The organism is Enterobacter sichuanensis (assembly GCF_002939185.1).
GTDB classification, from domain to species: Bacteria; Pseudomonadota; Gammaproteobacteria; order Enterobacterales; family Enterobacteriaceae; genus Enterobacter; species Enterobacter sichuanensis.
The window spans coordinates 19,009-36,935 of the sequence record NZ_POVL01000038.1; the positions used below are offsets into that span (position 1 = coordinate 19,009).

Sequence of the window (17,927 nt, forward strand, 5' to 3'; positions counted from 1 at the left end):
TGATTCCTTATCGCCGCTCAGCGGGAAGTCTGGCGGCTTTGTTGACGTCATACCACCAGGTATCAAAGCCGAGGGAATAGACCGGGCGCACGGCAGGCACGGAGAACTTGTCCCAGCGCGCGAGGCGGTCTTCGCCCATGTACCACATCGGCAGCATGTAGTAATTCCAGGTTAACACTCTGTCGAGGGCGCGCCCAAGCGGCACGAGCTTTTCTTTATCTCCCTGCGCCGCCACAATTTTCGCAATCAGCGCATCAATCGCCGGGCTTTTTACGCCCGGAGCATTGTACGAGGAGTCGATGTAGCGGGAGGCCCAGGAGATTTGCAGGTCCGAGCTGGGCCACGGGTGCGCGGGCCACAGGCGCTGCATCATGTCGTAATCCCGGCTGCGCATGCGGCTGGTGATCTGGGCGTTATCGACCTGGCGAATGTTCATGGTTACGCCCAGACGCTCAAGATTATGCTTAAACGGCAGTACCCACTGATCGTTACCCCCCGACGAAAGCAGCAGTTCAAAGCTGAGAGGCTGACCCGTTTTGGCATTAACCCGTTTTTGATTCTTCAGGTGCCAGCCTGCATCATCCAGCAGCTTGCTGGCTTTCAGCAGGTTGTCGCGATCGTAACCGTCACCGTTTGACGCGGGCGGCTGAAAGACACGGGTGAACACCTGCGGGGGGAGCTCGGCTTTCAGCGGCGTCAGAAGGGCCAGTTCGTCCGCTTTCGGATAATCACGCGCGGCATACTCGGTATTTTGAAAATAACTGTTAGCGCGGCTGTAAGCGCCATAAAACAGCGCTTTGTTCATCCATTCAAAATCAAAGGCCAGGGTAATGGCTTCCCGCACCCGGCGGTCAGTAAATACCGGACGCTGAATATTAAACGCCAGCCAGCGCGTGTCCTGGGCAGACGCATTTTTGTGTTCGTCCTTAACGATATAGCCTTTGGCGAAATTTTTCCCGATATAGCGGGTCGCCCAGTTTTTGGCGCTGCTCTCTACGCGTAAATCGAAGGCACCGGCTTTGAACGCCTCAAACGCCACGTTATCGTCAAGGTAGTAGTCATAGCGAAGGGTGTCGAAGTTCCAGCGCCCGCGGTTTACCGGCAGGTCAGCCGCCCAGTAGTCTTTAACGCGGGAGTAGACCACATACTGCCCCATGCGCCAGTCGGTGATGCGATAGGGACCGCCTGCCAGCGGTGGCGTCGAGAGCGGGTCGCTTAGCTTATGATTCTTCCAGAACGATTCAGGCATCACGGGCAGCGAGAACAGACTAAGCATATTCTCTTTGTTCGGTTCGCTCAGCTCAATGCGTACGGTCAGCGGCGCAATGGCTCTGACTGACGCCCCCTTATAGACAATGCGGAACTGGGGAACGCCTTCGGTCATAAATTTATGAAAGGTGAAGGCGACGTCACTGGCCTTAACCGGTGTGCCATCGTGAAAACGTGCCCGGGGGTTCAGGGTGATTTCCGCCCAGGCGAAGTTATCGGCATAACGCACATTCCCGGCAATCAGCGGATAGTAGCTGCCGGGCTCATCATCAGACGTGACAAAGAGCGTATCGTAAAGCGATTCCGTTCGCGCCGCCGCCACCCCACGCAGGGCGAAGCGGTTAAAGTTGTCGAACGTTCCCGTGGCGGAAAGCGTGACCTTTCCGCCTTTCGGCGCGTCAGGGTTAACGTAATCGAAGTGGGTAAAATTGACGGCGTATTTCGGCTCGCCAATCACCGCGAAGGCGATATTTTCTTTGATGGCTTGCGCCTGGCTGGACAGGCTCGTGAATGCCAACATCAGCAACATAACGCGCATAAGCATCTCGCGGCGGCTCCCTCTTTTACAGACCGGCTCGGTTAAGCTGAATAATAAGTGACGCCGCAGGCAATGTGAAATTATTCACCGTCGGGTGACACGTCCGGTCGCCATTCACGGAACTGTGCCAGCGGCATCGGGCGGCTAATCCAGTATCCCTGCAGGAAGTTGACGCCATGTTCACGCAGCCAGGCGGCCTGTTCCGGCGTTTCCACCCCTTCGGCGACGGTCGACATATTCAGTCGCCTTGCCAGCGTGAGCACGGCATCCAGCACCGGCGAGGTTACGGTCTCGGTACCAATGGCATTCACGAAACCGCGGTCGATTTTGAGATAGTCCATGGTGAAATGCTCAAGATAAATTAGCGCACTGTGGCCCGTACCAAAATCATCAATGGCTATCTCAAAGCCTTCATTATGCAGCCACTCGAAGAGGCTGTTGGCTTCCCGATGGTTAAGCATGTCGCGCTCGGTAATTTCCAGCACGATCTGGAAGTAATCCGGCGGCAGTAGCGCTTTGAAGGTGCGCATATCGTCTTTGAAGCTTTCCGCATGCAGATGTCCGGGCGCAATGTTGATCCCCACTTTTGCTCCAGGGGGAAGAAGGGTCTGTAACACGGGGGCATCGTGAATAATCAGATCAAAGAGATGCAGCGTCAGCGGGACAATCAGCTTCTGCGCTTCAGCGAAGTTGATAAATGCATCTGGCGGAATTTCTCCCATTGTCGGATGTTTCCAGCGCATCAGCACTTCAAGCCCGGTCATCCGGAGCGATTTGGCATCAACGACGGGCTGATAAACCACATAAAACTGACCACGCTTAATGGCGCTTAAAATCTCTTTACCCGGATTGAGCCGAATGCTGAGGATGTAGTAATTGAGCGATCCGGCAGCAATACCGCATACCAGCCCGAAGAACAGGGCATAGAGAATTTCATCGCTGGTCCACGCGTCCGCATACAGTTTTATGGTCAGGGGGACCTCTTTCAGCGTCGCGGTGCGGGCCGGGATATCATGTAAATCATGCGCTTTGACTAGCCTGCTGGATCGCGTTGACAACGCATTATCACCAATAATGATGGCAATGCCCGCAAACTCGTCCTGACGCGCGGTATAGAGCAGGTAAGGCGTCAGATTGATATTCACCGAGGTGAACACACCGCCATCCTTCACTAACGGGTTACGGTACCAGATGGCAATCGCGGGTTTATTGGGCAACATCGGGGTGCCCGGTAGCAACGCCATATCGATCGGTTTACCGATGTGCAGCTCCGGTATCAGCTCCTCCATCGGAACATTCATCGGGCCGGTGGCCGATGAGCAAAATGCCATTTTGTCTCTTACCAGCAGGAAGGCGCGAACGTTAATGCTAAAGGCGGCGCGCGAGGTGAGCTCCTGATTGACCTCCTGGCAGGTGTTCAACGTGAGCGGCTGGAGAATATCGACAGCGTTTTTTAACTCATCGAAATAGCTCTCCATATAGATGGAGATATCGTGAATCAGGGTGTCGAATTTGGTTTCCCGCTTGTGGTAGCTCCAGAAAAACTGCAATGACCCGAGGAGCAGGGCGGCGATAAGACCCGTGATAATGCTGATGAACAGAATCTTGCGATTGCTGGAAAAGTAGCGGGTGAACATAGACGTCGTGATTCCTGAAATGCCGCTGGATGTATTCAGTGTAACGGGCAAAAAAAAACACTGCCGAAGCAGTGCTTTTTTCATCGTATCGCCAGCCAAGGGATAACCAACGATACAATTGTCATCTTAACTGCGGGTCAGAACACGGCGCGCTTCGTTGTAACGCTTCTTCCAGTACGGTTCGTTCATGCTGGAAATGGTCACACCGCTGCTGGTGGAGGCATGTACAAACTGGTCATTACCAATGTAGATGCCAACATGACGACCTGTAGAACCTGCGCGGAACAGAACTAAATCACCGGTGCGCAGTTTCGTACGTGAAATCGACTTGCCCATCTCCTGCTGTTCATACGTTGAACGCGGAAGGTCTAACCCAAACTGCTCACGGAACGTACGCTGTACAAAACCGGAACAATCAATACCTGTTTTTGTGCTGCCGCCAAGACGATAACGCACGCCTTTCCAGCTAGCATACTGGTCCATAATGCGGGACTTCACGTCCAGATTACGTACCATATTTTCAAATTCATCCTGAGAGGCTTGCAGTGACGAGGAATCTTCCATTCCCACAACACGCGTCTCAGGATGCATATTCTTTGCGGTGTTCGATGTACTACATGCAGACAACAGTACCGCGACTGCTATCGCCGGGATCCCCCGTAAGATATATCTCAGAAACGGTTGAGATTTGACCATTTTGTTTATTTTCCCTTGAAGTCCTTAACGACAAATATCGTTATAAAAATGCCAAACGTGACGAGACTAATTATCTGTTCACATTGAGACAATTCTTTCTGATCACATTTGTGGCACAGCGCACAAAATTATTCACCAGCGAAATCATTATCTCTATGGGGCAAAACGAGTTCGAGATTAACCGATTGCCCGGGGTATTGCGAGTAAAAAAAGCCTTTTTTTTATAAGAAATTGTGATACAGAAAGTAAAAATCCGTAATTGCTTAAAATACGGTCAGATCCGACGCGTTATCGCGCAATTGCTTCATTTTTATCATGAAACTGATGACAGGAATATGACAGCGCGAAACGATCGTGGCGGGAAGGCTATCAGGGATCATGTCGATCCCTGATGATTAACGTTAATTTGAGTTAGATGTTTGTTTAATTATTGTTGCTTTTTGCCCGGAAGATAGCGATCGAACAGGGCTATTATTCTGTCACTCAGTGGCGTCATCAGACACCACGGCAACGCAATCAGCGCAACGGAGAGCGAACCGACGGCAATATCGCTGAACCAGTGGGCGCCAATCATTACGCGCGGGAATGCAAAAACCACAAAAATAATCAGGGCTATTGCAAAGGCTTTTCTGCCGAAATAGCGAAGCATTATTGCGGAAAAAATAAGCAACATCATCCCGTGATCGCCGGGGAAACTGTCCTTCGACGCGTCTTTTGTCGGAATATGCAGCAGCTCGCTGACGCGATAAATATCGGTGAAGAATAGCGTTGGGCTTGAACGTTTAACCGGAATAATCGCGGTAGCCAGCTGGTTAATGATGACCGCGAACAGCAGCATCACCAGACCGATAATCAGAATGCGTCGACGTCCCGCGTTATCGGCTTTCAGCCAGAATGAGAGCATCAGGCAGCCCATGGCCAGCAGAGAGAAGCCGTCGAAGGCGCGGTTGTTGGTGAGAGCCACCAGCCACAGGAAGGCGTTGCTCTTAACCAGCTCCTGGTTGAAGAAGTGAAAAATGGTCGAATCCAGCGGGAACCAGAAACCATGATTCGCCGGGATATACCAGGAGAAGAAAAGCGCCAGACCGGCGACATTAAGCAGTAATATCAGGGGAAATCGCGTTGTCATAACATTCAGCATAGAGTGAAAACTGGGGCAACGTTAGCCGCCCGAACTTAAACGAATCTTCAACAGGCTGGACTGCAGGGCATTCCAGTCGGTGTTAACCGCACTAATTAACTCTATACGGCTGTCCGGCGGCGCCACGTTTTGCGTTTCAATGAAGAAATCGTCGCCCTGGCGGTTAATCCGTACCAGTCCATCCGGCGTGCGCATAATCCCTTTCACGCGATCGACGGGGGCAAGTCTGGCCCACTCCAGGATCCCAATGGTGTCGAAGACTGTTTCAGCATCAAAGATCCAGCCGCAGGCCTGATATCCCTGACCGCTATTCAGATTGCGGCGCCAGCGCTGATGCTCCGGCAGACTGAGGGCAGCCAGACCCTGCTTAACCGGATGACTGTGCGCGTGCTCCGCGCTGGCGGGCAGCTCGGTGAGGTTCAGACGAGGAAGATCAAGCAGGGCGCTGTCTATTTTCCCCTGGGTGGTCTGTACCCGCGTACGATTACCGCCGAAATGCTGCCACCACGCTTCCAGTGCCGCCTGACTTTCAGCCGTGGCGCGATCTTCTTTATTGGCGACGATAATGTCAGCCGAGGCGAGCTGGTCGCGGAAGTTCTCATTGGCGACGGCTTTTTCATCGAGCAACTGGCGTGGATCGAGCAGACACAGGGTGGCGCGCAGATCGATCCACGGCTCGTAAACCGGGGCGGTCAGTAGATCGAGGATCTGCTTCGGGTGGCCCAGTCCGGTGGGTTCAATCAGCAGGCGGTCGGGTTTGCCCTGACGCAGCAGCGTGTTGAGTCCCACCTGCATTGGCAGGCCATTGACGCAGCACATGCATCCGCCGGGGATCTCTTTAATCATCGCGCCGCTGGATGACAGCAGTGCGCCATCAATGCCTACCTCGCCAAATTCATTGACCAGCACGGCCCATTTCTCGGCCGGATCTTTAGTTGCCAGCAGGTGAAGAATGGAGGTGGTTTTTCCGCTGCCGAGAAAACCGGTGATGAGGTTGGTTTTGGTCACGTGCGCTCCGGGAGAGAAGGGTGATGCGATAACACTGTTCTCTTATCCTGACGAAAAACGTGACCAATGAGAAGGGGAAGGGCGAACGGAGACCCTTTCCGTTCGCGTTAAGCGCAATAAACGTTAAATATTTAACGTTTCAATAACAGCCTGACGCGCGCCGTGGCGGCTGATTCGCTGGTAGGCCTGGTTAACCGCCTCAACAAAAACGTGGTTTTGCGCCAGATCGTGGCCAAAGACTTCACTCAGCCCCAGCAGCGCGTTGACGCGATCGGCCTCGTCACTGGCATCAACAACCGTACGAATTTTATCGCTGAGGGGATCGCGAACATCAATCGCGTTGCCACGGTCGTCGGTGCCGCTGACGTAGCGTATCCAGCCGGCCACGCCGAGCGCCAGCAGTGGCCACGGCGTTTTTCGCTCAAGATGGATGCGGATCCCGTCCAGCATGCGCTGGGGCAATTTCTGGCTACCGTCCATCGCGATTTGCCAGGTACGGTGCTGGAGAGCCGGGTTAGCAAAGCGTTCGAGCAGGCTATCGGCGTAGGCGGTGAGGTCGACATCCTGAATACGTAATGTGGGCGCCTGTTCGTCGAGCATGAGCCGACGGGCGGCATTACGGAAAGAGGGATCCTCCATACATTCATTAATGTGCGCATAGCCCGCGAGATACCCGAGGTACGCCAGGAAAGAGTGGCTGCCGTTGAGCATGCGTAGTTTCATCTGCTCCCACGGCAGTACATCCTGCACCATCTGGACACCTGCCACTTCCCACTCGGGACGGCCCGCGACAAAGTTATCTTCCACCACCCACTGAATAAACGGTTCGCAACTGATGGCGCACGGATCTTCAACGCCGAGCGCTTCGGTGATTTCCGCAAGCGAAGCGTCAGTCGCGGCGGGGACAATCCTGTCGACCATCGTGCCCGGAAAACTGACGTGGCTTTCGATCCACTCCGCCAGCGCAGCGGAACGTTTTTGCGCCATGCCCAGCACCGCGTTTTTCACTACGTGCCCGTTATCCGGGATATTGTCGCAGGAGAGCACGGTAAAGGCGGGCAGGCCACGCTCGTGGCGGCGATGGAGCGCTTCGACCAGAATCCCCGGGGCAGAATGCGGTTCAGTCGGATTTTCAAGGTCGTGGACGATTCGCGCGTTGTGCAGATCCAGTTTACCGGTCGCAGGATCGATGCAATAGCCTTTCTCGGTGATGGTGAGCGACACAATCGCGACCTGCGGCTCACAAAATTTCTCAATAATGGCGGACAGGGAGTCCAGCTTTGCGTTCAGGCATTCATGGACGGCGCCGACGATAATCGGCTGATTGCCGTCTGCACCTTTCTCCAGCACGGTAAACAGATGATCCTGCGCGCGCAGCTGGCTCATCAGCACATCACCGCTAAAGAGGCTGATCTCACAGATCCCCCAGTCGCCGCCTTTTTCATTCAGCACCCGGTTTGTTAACAAGGCCTGATGCGCGCGGTGAAAGGCGCCAAAGCCAAAATGAACGATGCGGGAGCGTAACTGCGCGCGATCGTAGCGAGGTTGCTGAACGTGAGCAGGCAGCGAGGTGGAGGCAATTGTCTTCATGAAATACACACCTGATTAACCATTAATTAACAATGCCAGTGTAAAGTTATATGACAACAAATAAAATTGGTGAGCCGTAAATATCCCGGTTCTGTGAGTTTGATCAATCAATGTGTGGCGGTGTATTGACCCTTTATGGCAAACATGTATGGTAGTCGTCATCGCATTAACATGTATTGGTATAACAACTTGAGGGGTGGGGTAATGGAACAAACCTGGCGTTGGTACGGGCCGAACGATCCGGTTTCTCTTGATGATGTGCGTCAGGCTGGCGCAACGGGTGTTGTCACGGCGCTGCATCACATTCCTAACGGTCAGGTCTGGCCGGTGGAGGAAATTAAACAGCGCCAGGCCCTGCTGGCGGAGAAGGGATTAACCTGGTCTGTCGTGGAAAGTATTCCGGTTCATGAGGATATCAAAACCCATACCGGGGAGTATCAGACCTGGATTGCGAACTATCAGCAGAGCATTCGTAACCTTGCGGCCTGCGGCATTGATACCGTCTGCTATAACTTCATGCCGATCCTGGACTGGACGCGCACTGACCTTGAATATCAGATGCCGGACGGTTCAAAAGCGCTGCGTTTCGATCAGATTGCCTTTGCGGCATTCGAACTGCACATTCTGAAGCGTCCGGGCGCCGAAGCGGACTATACCGCGGAAGAGCAGCAGCAGGCGCTGGCGTGGTTTAACGCGGCAAGCGACGCGGACATTGAAAAGCTGACCCGCAATATTATTGCTGGCCTGCCGGGTGCGGAAGAGGGATACACGCTGGATCAGTTCCGCGCGCGTCTGGCGGAGTACGGCGATATTGATAAGCACCAGCTGCGTGAAAACATGGCGTACTTCCTGCGCGCCATTGTTCCTGTGGCGGAAGAGGTTGGGGTTCGCCTGGCCGTACACCCGGACGATCCACCGCGTCCGATCCTCGGCCTGCCGCGTATCGTCTCCACGATTGAAGATATGCAGTGGCTGAAGGAGACGGTTAACAGCATCTACAACGGTTTTACCATGTGTACCGGCTCCTACGGCGTGCGTGCGGATAACGATCTGGTGCGGATGATTGAAACCTTTGGCGATCGTATCCACTTCACGCATCTGCGTGCGACCTGTCGTGAAGAGAACCCAAAAACCTTCCACGAAGCCGCGCACCTGGGCGGTGATGTGAATATGGTTGCGGTGGTGGACGCTATTCTGGCGGAAGAGGCGCGTCGTAAGCAGGCGGGCGATGTACGTCCTATTCCATTCCGTCCCGATCACGGCCACCAGATGCTCGACGATCTGCGTAAGAAAACCAACCCTGGCTATTCGGCAATTGGCCGTCTGAAAGGGATGGCGGAAGTGCGCGGTGTGGAGCTGGCGCTGAAGATGACGAAGTATCCGGAGCTTCTGTAAGCGAAATTACCGGGTGGCGGCTTCGCCTTACCCGGCCTACAAAAACACAAAAACCGGCTTCAGGGCCGGTTTTTCGTAGGCCCGGTAAGCGTAGCGCCACCGGGCAAAAGCCGCAATCAGTCAGCACGACCCATATAACGTTTTTCTTCGATATGGATGCGGATTTTCTCGCCCGCGGAGAGGTATTCCGGTACCTGCACAACCAGACCGGTTGTCAGGGTAGCCGGTTTGTTGCGGGCGCTCGCAGATGCGCCTTTGATGCCTGGTGCCGTTTCAACGATTTCCAGATCGACAGTCTGAGGCAGTTCCAGCGCCAGCAGCACGCCATCCCATGTCAGAACCTGCATATCAGGCATACCGCCTTCAGGAATGAACAGCAGCTCTTCTTCAATCTGATCTTTGGTGAAGATGTACGGGGTGTAATCTTCTTTGTCCATGAACACATATTCGTTGCCGTCGATGTAGGAGAAATCAACGTAGCGACGGGTCAGGGTGACGGTATCAACGATATCGTCACCTTTAAAGCGCTCTTCCACTTTCAGGCCGGTACGGACATCGGCGAAACGCATTTTGTACAGCGTTGCTGCGCCACGGGCGCTCGGGGCCTGAATGTCGATATCTTTCACAATCAGCAATTTGCCGTTGTAATTCAGTACCATACCTTTCTTAATTTCGTTCGCTCTTGGCATTGCAGTAATCCTGTTTACGGGAGGTAAAAAATATCGCGCCAAATTACTCGTGCGCGGCCTTTCAGGCAAGAGGAATTCGTGGCTTTTGCTATCAATACACAAAAGGTGTTACTGTGCGCGCGATGCCCGACTGAGCGGGCGTTCGTCAGCGAAGAGAGCATTTATGGATTGCCGTCCAGATTGTGGCGCGTGCTGTACTGCACCGTCCATTTCAAGTCCCATTCCAGGAATGCCCGAAGGCAAGCCTGCCAATACCCGCTGCGTTCAGCTCTCAGAGACTAACCTGTGTATGATCTTTGGCTCACCGTTGCGCCCGAAGGTCTGTTCCGGGCTTCAGCCCTCAGCCGAAATGTGCGGCACCACGCGTGAGCAGGCGATGACGTACCTGCTTGAGCTGGAAGCGCTCACCGCGCCTTAAACGTCTTTAATCTTCGCCAGACAGCCAAGCGTCAGCGTGCACATCACCAGCGCAATCCAGAACACGGTGTGATAGTTCCAGATCTCAGCCACGACGCCGGCCATTGAACCGGCGATAATCCAGCCCACGCGGGTGGTATTGGTATACAGGGTCGTGGCGGAGCCTGCCTGGCCCGGCATCAGATCCTGGAAGTAGAGCATGCCTATCCCGGCGAGAATGCCGATATAAATGGCGTTCAGCAGCTGTAAAGCCAGCAACAGCCCCGGCGTGTGAGCCGTCAACATACCAATATAGAACAGCAGGCCAGCGACGGCGGCGATACGCATTAAAAAACGCTTTCCGAAACGCTTCGCGTAGTAACCCGCGATGAGCATGGTTGGGATCTCAAGCCCGGCGGCGGTGCCCATCATAATGCCCGCCAGCTTTTCCGGCAGATGCAGTTCATCAATAATAAACAGCGGCATGTTGATGATATACAGGCTATTGGTGCCCCACATCAGCGTGCAGATAATAAAGAGAAGCAGGGCATCGCGGCGGTTACGGCGCGGCGCTTCCAACACGCCCGTTGACACTTTGGGCTCTTTGCGCATTGACGGCAGAAAGAACCACACCAGCGCGCCGCAGACGACAAACGCAACGGCCGCGCTCAGGTACATCACCGTAAAGCCAAAACCCATCGCCAGCGCGTAAGCCAGCGGCGGCCCTATCACCCATGCCAGCGACACCTGAGCACGCATAACAGAGCTGAACATCACCGCTTCGCGTCCGGTATGGTCGGCGTGCTCGCGGGCAAGGGCGAACATCTGTGGGTTCGCCGTCGAGCCAAAGCTGCTCAGGAACACGCCGATGAACAGCAAAATAAAATAGTTACGGTTCCAGGCAAACAGAACGCAGGCCAGTACACCGAGCAGGCAGCAGAAAACGATCAGGCTTTTACGATCGCCTTTTCTGTCGGAGCGCCCTGCCAGAAACTGACTGACGAGGATGCCGATGATGGCGCTTCCAGTAAAAAAGAAGCCGACCATTGCCGGACGGGCGTGGACTTCATTGGTCAGAAATAAACTCAGCGTCGGCGTCTGTAACGCACCGGCAATACCCGTGAAGAAGGCAACAATGAGGAATGCCGCAGAGGTCAAATCAAAGGGCTTCGGCGAGGCAGCCGCAGGGGTGTTATGCATGTTTTATAATTAGCGAGTAACAGAGAGGGAGCGGAGTTTACGCCGTCAGCTAAAAAATAAACAGTGGCTGCGGTCAATGATGCCACGAAAAATCAAAATGGCATTTCATCTTGCATCCTCCCCGGCTGACCTTAGCTGAAACTGACTTGCTGAACTTCAGCAAAATTCAGCTGAAGGAATAAGAAATGTGCTGTATCTCTAAATTCTGACATCAGAAATACGAGTTTACTTGCAAGGAATTGCAGAAAGCGCAAGACTTTTTGAAACGTTTCAGCGCTATCTTGTTTTAACAAACGGAGCAGGCTAGCGCATTTTTTCTCATTTAAGCTGAAACGATTCAAGTTCAGCAGGAGAGGAGAACCATGTTCCAGTTATCTGTTCAGGATATCCACCCGGGCGCTCAGGCCGGGGATAAAGAAGAGGCTATTCGCCAGGTTGCCGCTGCACTTGTGCAGGCGGGTAACGTCGCGGACGGCTACGTAAACGGCATGCTGGCGCGCGAGCAGCAGACCTCAACCTTCCTCGGCAACGGCATTGCCATTCCGCACGGCACGACGGACACCCGCGATCAGGTGCTGAAAACCGGCGTTAAGGTTTATCAGTTCCCGCAGGGCGTGCTCTGGGGCGAGGGGCAGGTGGCCTATGTGGCTATCGGTATCGCGGCCAGCAGCGACGAACACTTAGGCCTGCTGCGTCAGCTGACGCACGTCCTGAGCGATGACGCGGTGGCTGAACAGCTCAAATCCGCCACGACAGCGGAAGAGCTGCGCGCCTTGCTGATGGGCGAAAAACAGAGTGAAGCGCTGAAACTGGATAATGAAACGCTAACGCTGGACGTGGTTGCCTCCGACCTGGTGACGCTGCAGGCGCTAAACGCGGGTCGCCTGAAGGAAGCCGGCGCGGCGGATGCCACCTTCGTAACGCGTGTGATCAACGATAAGCCGTTGAATCTGGGGCAGGGTATCTGGCTGAACGACAGTGCTGAAGGCAACTTGCGCAGTGCTATCGCCGTGAGCCGCGCGGCCAGCGCGTTTGACGTAGACGGCGAACGTGCGGCCATGCTGGTGACCGTGGCGATGAACGATGAACAGCCGGTTTCCGTGCTGAAACGTCTGGGCGATCTGCTGTTGAACAACAAAGCTGAAAAACTGCTGAACGCTGATGCCTCCACCTTGCTGGCACTGCTGACCAGTGATGATGCGCTGACGGATGACGTGCTGACCGCAGAGTTCGTGGTGCGTAACGAACACGGCCTGCATGCCCGTCCCGGCACCATGCTGGTGAATACCATTAAACAATTCGAAAGTGAGATCACCGTGGCGAATCTTGATGGCACGGGCAAACCGGCCAACGGCCGTAGTCTGATGAAAGTTGTCGCGCTGGGCGTGAAGAAAGGTCACCGTCTGCGCTTCACCGCGCAGGGTGCGGATGCTGAACAGGCGTTGAAAGCGATTGGCGATGCCATCGCCGCGGGTCTGGGGGAGGGCGCATAATGAGCAGACGTGTTGCGACTATTACGCTGAACCCGGCTTATGACCTGGTGGGGTTTTGCCCGGAAATTGAGCGCGGCGAAGTAAACCTCGTGCGTACCACTGGCCTGCATGCTGCGGGTAAAGGGATTAACGTCGCGAAAGTGCTCAAGGATCTCGGTATCGATGTCACCGTGGGGGGATTCCTCGGTAAAGATAACCAGGATGGTTTCCAGCAGCTGTTCAGCGAGCTGGGCATTGCTAACCGTTTTCAGGTTGTTCAGGGCCGTACCCGTATCAACGTTAAGCTGACGGAGAAAGACGGTGAAGTGACCGATCTGAACTTCTCCGGCTTTGAGGTGACTCCGTCCGACTGGGAGCGTTTTGTGAACGATTCCCTGACCTGGCTGGGCCAGTTCGACATGGTATGCGTCAGCGGCAGTCTGCCGTCCGGCGTGAGCCCGGAAGCGTTCACCGACTGGATGACGCGCCTGCGCAGCCAGTGCCCATGCATTATTTTTGACAGCAGTCGCGACGCGCTGGTTGCGGGTCTGAAAGCCTCTCCATGGCTGGTGAAGCCAAATCGCCGTGAACTGGAGATCTGGGCCGGTCGTAAGCTGCCAGAATTAAAAGATGTGATTGACGCTGCCCATGCGCTGCGCGAGCAGGGTATCGCTCATGTGGTGATTTCGCTTGGGGCTGAAGGGGCGTTGTGGGTTAACGCGTCCGGCGAATGGATCGCCAAACCGCCATCGGTTGACGTTGTCAGCACCGTTGGTGCAGGGGATTCCATGGTTGGCGGCCTGATTTATGGTCTGCTGATGCGTGAATCCAGTGAACATACTTTACGTCTTGCCACCGCCGTTGCAGCCCTGGCCGTCAGCCAGAGCAATGTCGGTATTACCGATCGTACCCAGTTAGCCGCGATGATGGCGCGCGTTGACTTAAAACCTTTTAACTAACAGCAGGAGAGGAATAATGAAAACGCTGCTGATCATTGACTCCGGTCTCGGACAGGCTCGCGCCTATATGGCGAAGACCCTGCTGGGCGCGGCGGCACAAAAAGCGCATCTGGAGATTATCGATAATCCAGGTGATGCAGAACTGGCCATTGTCCTGGGCGATAAAATCCCGGCTGACAGTGCGCTGAATGGCAAAAAAGTGTGGCTGGGCGATATTAATCGTGCGGTGGCCCACCCGGAACTGTTCCTGAGTGAAGCGAAAGGTCATGCGTCTGTTTACAGCGCGCCTGTCGCCACTGCACCGGTTGCTGCAGCAGGACCGAAACGCATTGTCGCGGTGACGGCCTGTCCGACGGGGGTGGCTCACACCTTCATGGCGGCTGAAGCCATTGAAACCGAAGCGAAAAAACGCGGCTGGTGGGTAAAAGTTGAAACGCGTGGCTCTGTGGGCGCGGGCAACGCTATCACCCCTGAAGAAGTGGCGGAAGCCGATCTGGTGATTGTGGCGGCGGATATCGAAGTGGATCTGGCGAAATTTGCCGGTAAGCCGATGTACCGTACCTCAACCGGCCTGGCGCTGAAAAAAACCGCGCAGGAGTTTGATAAAGCACTGGTGGAAGCGAAGCCGTATCAGGCTACCGGTACCGCGCAGACCGCGACGGAAGGGAAGAAAGAGTCAGCAGGCGCCTATCGTCACTTGCTGACCGGTGTCTCTTACATGCTGCCAATGGTGGTCGCGGGTGGTTTGTGTATTGCGCTGTCATTCGCATTTGGTATTACCGCGTTTAAAGAACAAGGGACGCTGGCTGCAGCATTGATGCAGATCGGTGGTGGTTCTGCGTTCGCGCTGATGGTACCTGTTCTGGCGGGCTTTATTGCCTTCTCCATCGCTGACCGTCCTGGCCTGACGCCGGGACTTATCGGCGGTATGCTGGCCGTCAGCACCGGCTCCGGATTTATCGGCGGTATCATTGCCGGTTTCCTGGCGGGTTACGTCGCGAAGCTTATCAGCGCGAAGCTGAAGCTGCCGCAGAGTATGGAAGCGCTGAAACCGATCCTGATTATCCCGCTGATTTCCAGTCTGGTGGTCGGGCTGGCGATGATTTACCTGATTGGTAAGCCGGTTGCAGGTATCCTCGCGGGCCTGACTCACTGGCTGCAAACCATGGGTACCGCGAATGCGGTACTGCTGGGTGCGATCCTCGGGGGCATGATGTGTACCGATATGGGTGGCCCGGTGAACAAAGCGGCGTACGCTTTCGGTGTTGGCCTGCTGAGTACCCAGACCTACGCGCCGATGGCTGCCATTATGGCCGCAGGTATGGTGCCTCCGCTGGCACTGGGTCTGGCCACGATTATCGCGCGTCGTAAATTCGACAAAGCGCAGCAGGAAGGGGGTAAAGCGGCGCTGGTACTGGGTCTGTGCTTTATCACCGAAGGGGCGATTCCATTTGCCGCCCGTGATCCAATGCGTGTTCTGCCGTGCTGTATCGTTGGTGGCGCGGTGACCGGCGCTATCTCCATGGCGATTGGCGCAAAACTGATGGCACCACACGGCGGTCTGTTTGTCCTGCTGATCCCTGGCGCCATCACACCGGTACTGGGTTACCTGCTGGCGATTGTTGCGGGTACGCTGGTGGCAGGTCTCTCTTACGCGGTGCTCAAACGTCCTGAAGCGGACGTGGTGGCGAAAGCGGCGTGATATAAATCCCCTCTCCCAGGGCAGAGAATTCTCTGCCCTTTTTTATTTCTGCATTTTGTGCCCTGTCTCTCAGGTTTTCCTGCCTTCCCGAATTATATCCGCTAAAAAATGTGATTCTGTTCATAACTACTCGCTTTAGCGCTTGCAGCCAGATTCCGTTTGATCAAAACATGCGCAATACAAACAGATGTTTGTTTACAAACATAAGCTCTAATAGATTTTGGTGTCGTTAATCGCGACATCATTACTATGGCAATGCTTTGCCGGAGGGTGTGCTATGCGCAAAAAGGAATACATAGTAACAATCGGTTCAGCCAATATGGATGTGGCCGGATATTCACATGATTCACTCAATTATGCTGACTCCAATCCAGGGCGGATAAAATTTTCTCCCGGCGGCGTGGGAAGAAATATTGCCCATAATCTTTCATTGCTGGGTAAAGCATCATGGCTACTCACTGCCGTAGGCCAGGATTTTTACGGTGAAATGTTATTAACACAAACCAGTCAGAGTGGTGTCCACGTAGAAAAAAGTCTGTGTGTGCCCGGTGAAAATACATCCTGTTATTTATCACTGCTCGATAACACGGGTGAAATGTTAGTAGCTATCAATGATATGAGTATTTCCGAACATATTTCTGCCCGTTTTTTAACGCAACATGCCGATTTCATTCATCACGCATCAGCAGTTGTTGCCGACTGTAATATCAGTGAGGAGGCACTGGTCTGGATACTCGAAAATGCCGGCGGCGTACCGGTATTTGTAGATCCGGTATCCGCCTGGAAATGTATCAAAATTCGCAATCATCTCGACAAAATCCACACGCTGAAACCCAACCGACTGGAAGCCGAAACCCTCAGTGGGATTGCGCTTTCCGGACGTGACGACGCTGCGGATGTTGCCGCCTGGTTCCATACGCATGGGCTAACGCGGCTGGTACTCAGCATGGGGGGGGATGGTGTTTACTACAGTCACGCCAACGGGGAGCATGGGTGGGCATTACCTGTTAAAACGCAGGTCATTAATGTGACCGGTGCAGGCGACGCCATGATGGCCGGGCTGGTCTCCTGCTGGGTGGATGGTTTGTCATTTATTGATTCCGTACGTTTCGCGCAGGGTTGCTCATCCATGGCGCTTGCCTGTGAATATACCAATAACCCTGATTTATCTGTTGAAAACGTTATTTCCTTACTGGAGAAATCCGCATGTCTGAATTAACACTGAATGCTGAATTACTGCAAATCTCACCAGAGGTACAGGACGCGCTTAAAAATAAAAAGCCGGTCGTCGCGCTCGAATCCACCATTATTTCTCATGGGATGCCTTTCCCACAAAATGCACAAACGGCAATTGAGGTCGAACAAACCATTCGTCAGCATGGCGCTGTTCCGGCAACTATTGCCATTATTGGCGGAATAATGAAAGTAGGCTTGAGTAAAGATGAAATTGAGTTATTGGGGCGCGAAGGGCACAGCGTCACAAAAGTCAGTCGCCGGGATTTACCGTTTGTCGTAGCAGCCAAAAAAAATGGTGCAACAACGGTTGCCTCCACCATGATTATTGCGGCGCTGGCCGGAATTAAAGTTTTTGCAACCGGGGGAATCGGTGGTGTTCATCGTGGTGCTGAACGCACGTTTGATATTTCTGCCGATCTTCAGGAGCTGGCACATACCAATGTCACGGTGGTGTGTGCGGGCGCGAAATCTATTCTCGATCTGGGGCTCACCACCGAATATTTAGAAACTTTTGGTGTCCCGCTAATTGGCTACCAGACAACCTCTCTTCCGGCATTTTTCTGTCGTACCAGTCCATTTGACGTGAGCATTCGTCTCGATACCGCAGAAGAGATTGCCCGCGCCATGCTCGTGAAGTGGCAGACGGGTCTGAACGGCGGACTGGTGGTGGCCAATCCGATTCCTGAATCGTTCGCTATGGCAGAAGGCAAAATTAACGCAGCCATCGATCAGGCGGTACGAGAAGCTGAAGAGCAGGGCATCGTGGGCAAAGAAAGCACGCCTTTCCTGCTGGCCCGGGTGGCCGATCTGACCGGTGGCGACAGCCTGAAGTCCAACATCCAACTGGTCTTCAACAACGCCGTGCTGGCCTGCGAGATAGCGAAAGCCTATCAACGTCTCGCCTGTTAAAGCCGTTCAGTCAGCATGCTGTCGACCACCAGGGGCAAACACAACTGAGGCCCGGCGACAACGCCGGGTTTACTGGCATGAAGGGAATTC

15 protein-coding genes are annotated in these 17,927 nt (G+C 54.2%); 7 read left to right on the top strand and 8 right to left on the bottom strand.

The features are described from left to right. Positions 1–7: 7 nt before the first annotated feature. From C5687_RS16550 to C5687_RS16575, 6 genes are all read right to left on the bottom strand, one after another. Positions 8–1,813: an extracellular solute-binding protein gene (locus C5687_RS16550; RefSeq protein WP_104557392.1), complete on the bottom strand. Its 1,806-nt coding sequence runs from the start codon at positions 1,811–1,813 to the stop codon at positions 8–10. A 74-nt stretch (positions 1,814–1,887) separates the two neighbouring features. Then, positions 1,888–3,444 carry a cyclic di-GMP phosphodiesterase gene (locus tag C5687_RS16555; RefSeq protein ID WP_025756280.1) on the bottom strand — a complete coding sequence of 519 codons (1,557 nt, stop codon included), beginning with the start codon at positions 3,442–3,444 and terminating at the stop codon, positions 1,888–1,890. A gap of 126 nt (positions 3,445–3,570) precedes the next feature. Then, the gene (gene mepS / locus C5687_RS16560) at positions 3,571–4,140 is read right to left on the bottom strand and encodes a bifunctional murein DD-endopeptidase/murein LD-carboxypeptidase (protein ID WP_047346578.1); all 570 of its coding nucleotides are present in this window, start codon (positions 4,138–4,140) and stop codon (positions 3,571–3,573) included. Positions 4,141–4,567: 427 nt separating this feature from the next. After that, positions 4,568–5,269 (bottom strand): phosphatase PAP2 family protein, encoded by a 702-nt coding sequence (locus C5687_RS16565; protein ID WP_176472026.1) that lies wholly within the window; start codon positions 5,267–5,269, stop codon positions 4,568–4,570. Positions 5,270–5,302: 33 nt separating this feature from the next. Further along, complete coding sequence (locus C5687_RS16570; RefSeq protein ID WP_104557393.1) at positions 5,303–6,289, bottom strand: CobW family GTP-binding protein; 987 nt, start codon at positions 6,287–6,289, stop codon at positions 5,303–5,305. A 123-nt stretch (positions 6,290–6,412) separates the two neighbouring features. Beyond that, positions 6,413–7,879, bottom strand: coding sequence for a mannitol dehydrogenase family protein (locus tag C5687_RS16575; RefSeq protein WP_104557394.1), 1,467 nt, complete (start codon positions 7,877–7,879; stop codon positions 6,413–6,415). A 204-nt stretch (positions 7,880–8,083) separates the two neighbouring features. Here C5687_RS16575 and uxuA point away from each other — a divergent pair, with 204 nt between their 5' ends. Continuing rightward, a complete protein-coding gene (uxuA, locus tag C5687_RS16580) occupies positions 8,084–9,274 on the top strand; it encodes a mannonate dehydratase (protein ID WP_025756277.1) in 1,191 nt (396 codons plus the stop codon). A gap of 116 nt (positions 9,275–9,390) precedes the next feature. Here the strand turns inward: uxuA and yeiP are convergent, their stop codons facing one another. Then, a complete protein-coding gene (yeiP, locus tag C5687_RS16585; protein WP_008500940.1) occupies positions 9,391–9,963 on the bottom strand; it encodes an elongation factor P-like protein YeiP in 573 nt (190 codons plus the stop codon). A 163-nt stretch (positions 9,964–10,126) separates the two neighbouring features. On the opposite strand from yeiP, the gene C5687_RS16590 reads away from it, so the two are divergent. Beyond that, positions 10,127–10,381, top strand: a complete 255-nt coding sequence (locus tag C5687_RS16590; RefSeq protein WP_025756276.1) for a YkgJ family cysteine cluster protein — start codon at positions 10,127–10,129, stop codon at positions 10,379–10,381. On the opposite strand, the gene setB is transcribed toward C5687_RS16590, so the two are convergent. After that, the gene (gene setB / locus C5687_RS16595) at positions 10,378–11,559 is read right to left on the bottom strand and encodes a sugar efflux transporter SetB (RefSeq protein ID WP_104557395.1); all 1,182 of its coding nucleotides are present in this window, start codon (positions 11,557–11,559) and stop codon (positions 10,378–10,380) included. The two genes, C5687_RS16590 and setB, sit on opposite strands and share 4 nt — an antisense overlap. A 362-nt stretch (positions 11,560–11,921) precedes the next feature. Between setB and fruB the strand changes: the two genes are divergently transcribed. The 5 genes from fruB (at position 11,922) to C5687_RS16620 (ending at position 17,837) form a co-directional block, all read left to right on the top strand. Continuing rightward, positions 11,922–13,052 carry a fused PTS fructose transporter subunit IIA/HPr protein gene (gene fruB / locus C5687_RS16600; protein ID WP_104557396.1) on the top strand — a complete coding sequence of 377 codons (1,131 nt, stop codon included), beginning with the start codon at positions 11,922–11,924 and terminating at the stop codon, positions 13,050–13,052. After that, positions 13,052–13,990 carry a 1-phosphofructokinase gene (gene fruK, locus C5687_RS16605; RefSeq protein ID WP_014170919.1) on the top strand — a complete coding sequence of 313 codons (939 nt, stop codon included), beginning with the start codon at positions 13,052–13,054 and terminating at the stop codon, positions 13,988–13,990. Before fruB ends, fruK begins: the two co-directional genes overlap by 1 nt. A gap of 16 nt (positions 13,991–14,006) precedes the next feature. Then, on the top strand, positions 14,007–15,692 hold the full coding sequence (gene fruA, locus C5687_RS16610; RefSeq protein ID WP_059385231.1) for a PTS fructose transporter subunit IIBC: 1,686 nt from the start codon (positions 14,007–14,009) through the stop codon (positions 15,690–15,692). A gap of 277 nt (positions 15,693–15,969) precedes the next feature. Then, entirely contained in the window at positions 15,970–16,911 is a 942-nt protein-coding gene (locus C5687_RS16615; protein WP_104557405.1) for a pseudouridine kinase, read from the top strand. Then, positions 16,899–17,837: a pseudouridine-5'-phosphate glycosidase gene (locus C5687_RS16620; protein WP_025756272.1), complete on the top strand. Its 939-nt coding sequence runs from the start codon at positions 16,899–16,901 to the stop codon at positions 17,835–17,837. The genes C5687_RS16615 and C5687_RS16620 overlap by 13 nt, the downstream gene beginning before the upstream one ends. The last annotated feature ends 90 nt before the right edge of the window (positions 17,838–17,927 follow it).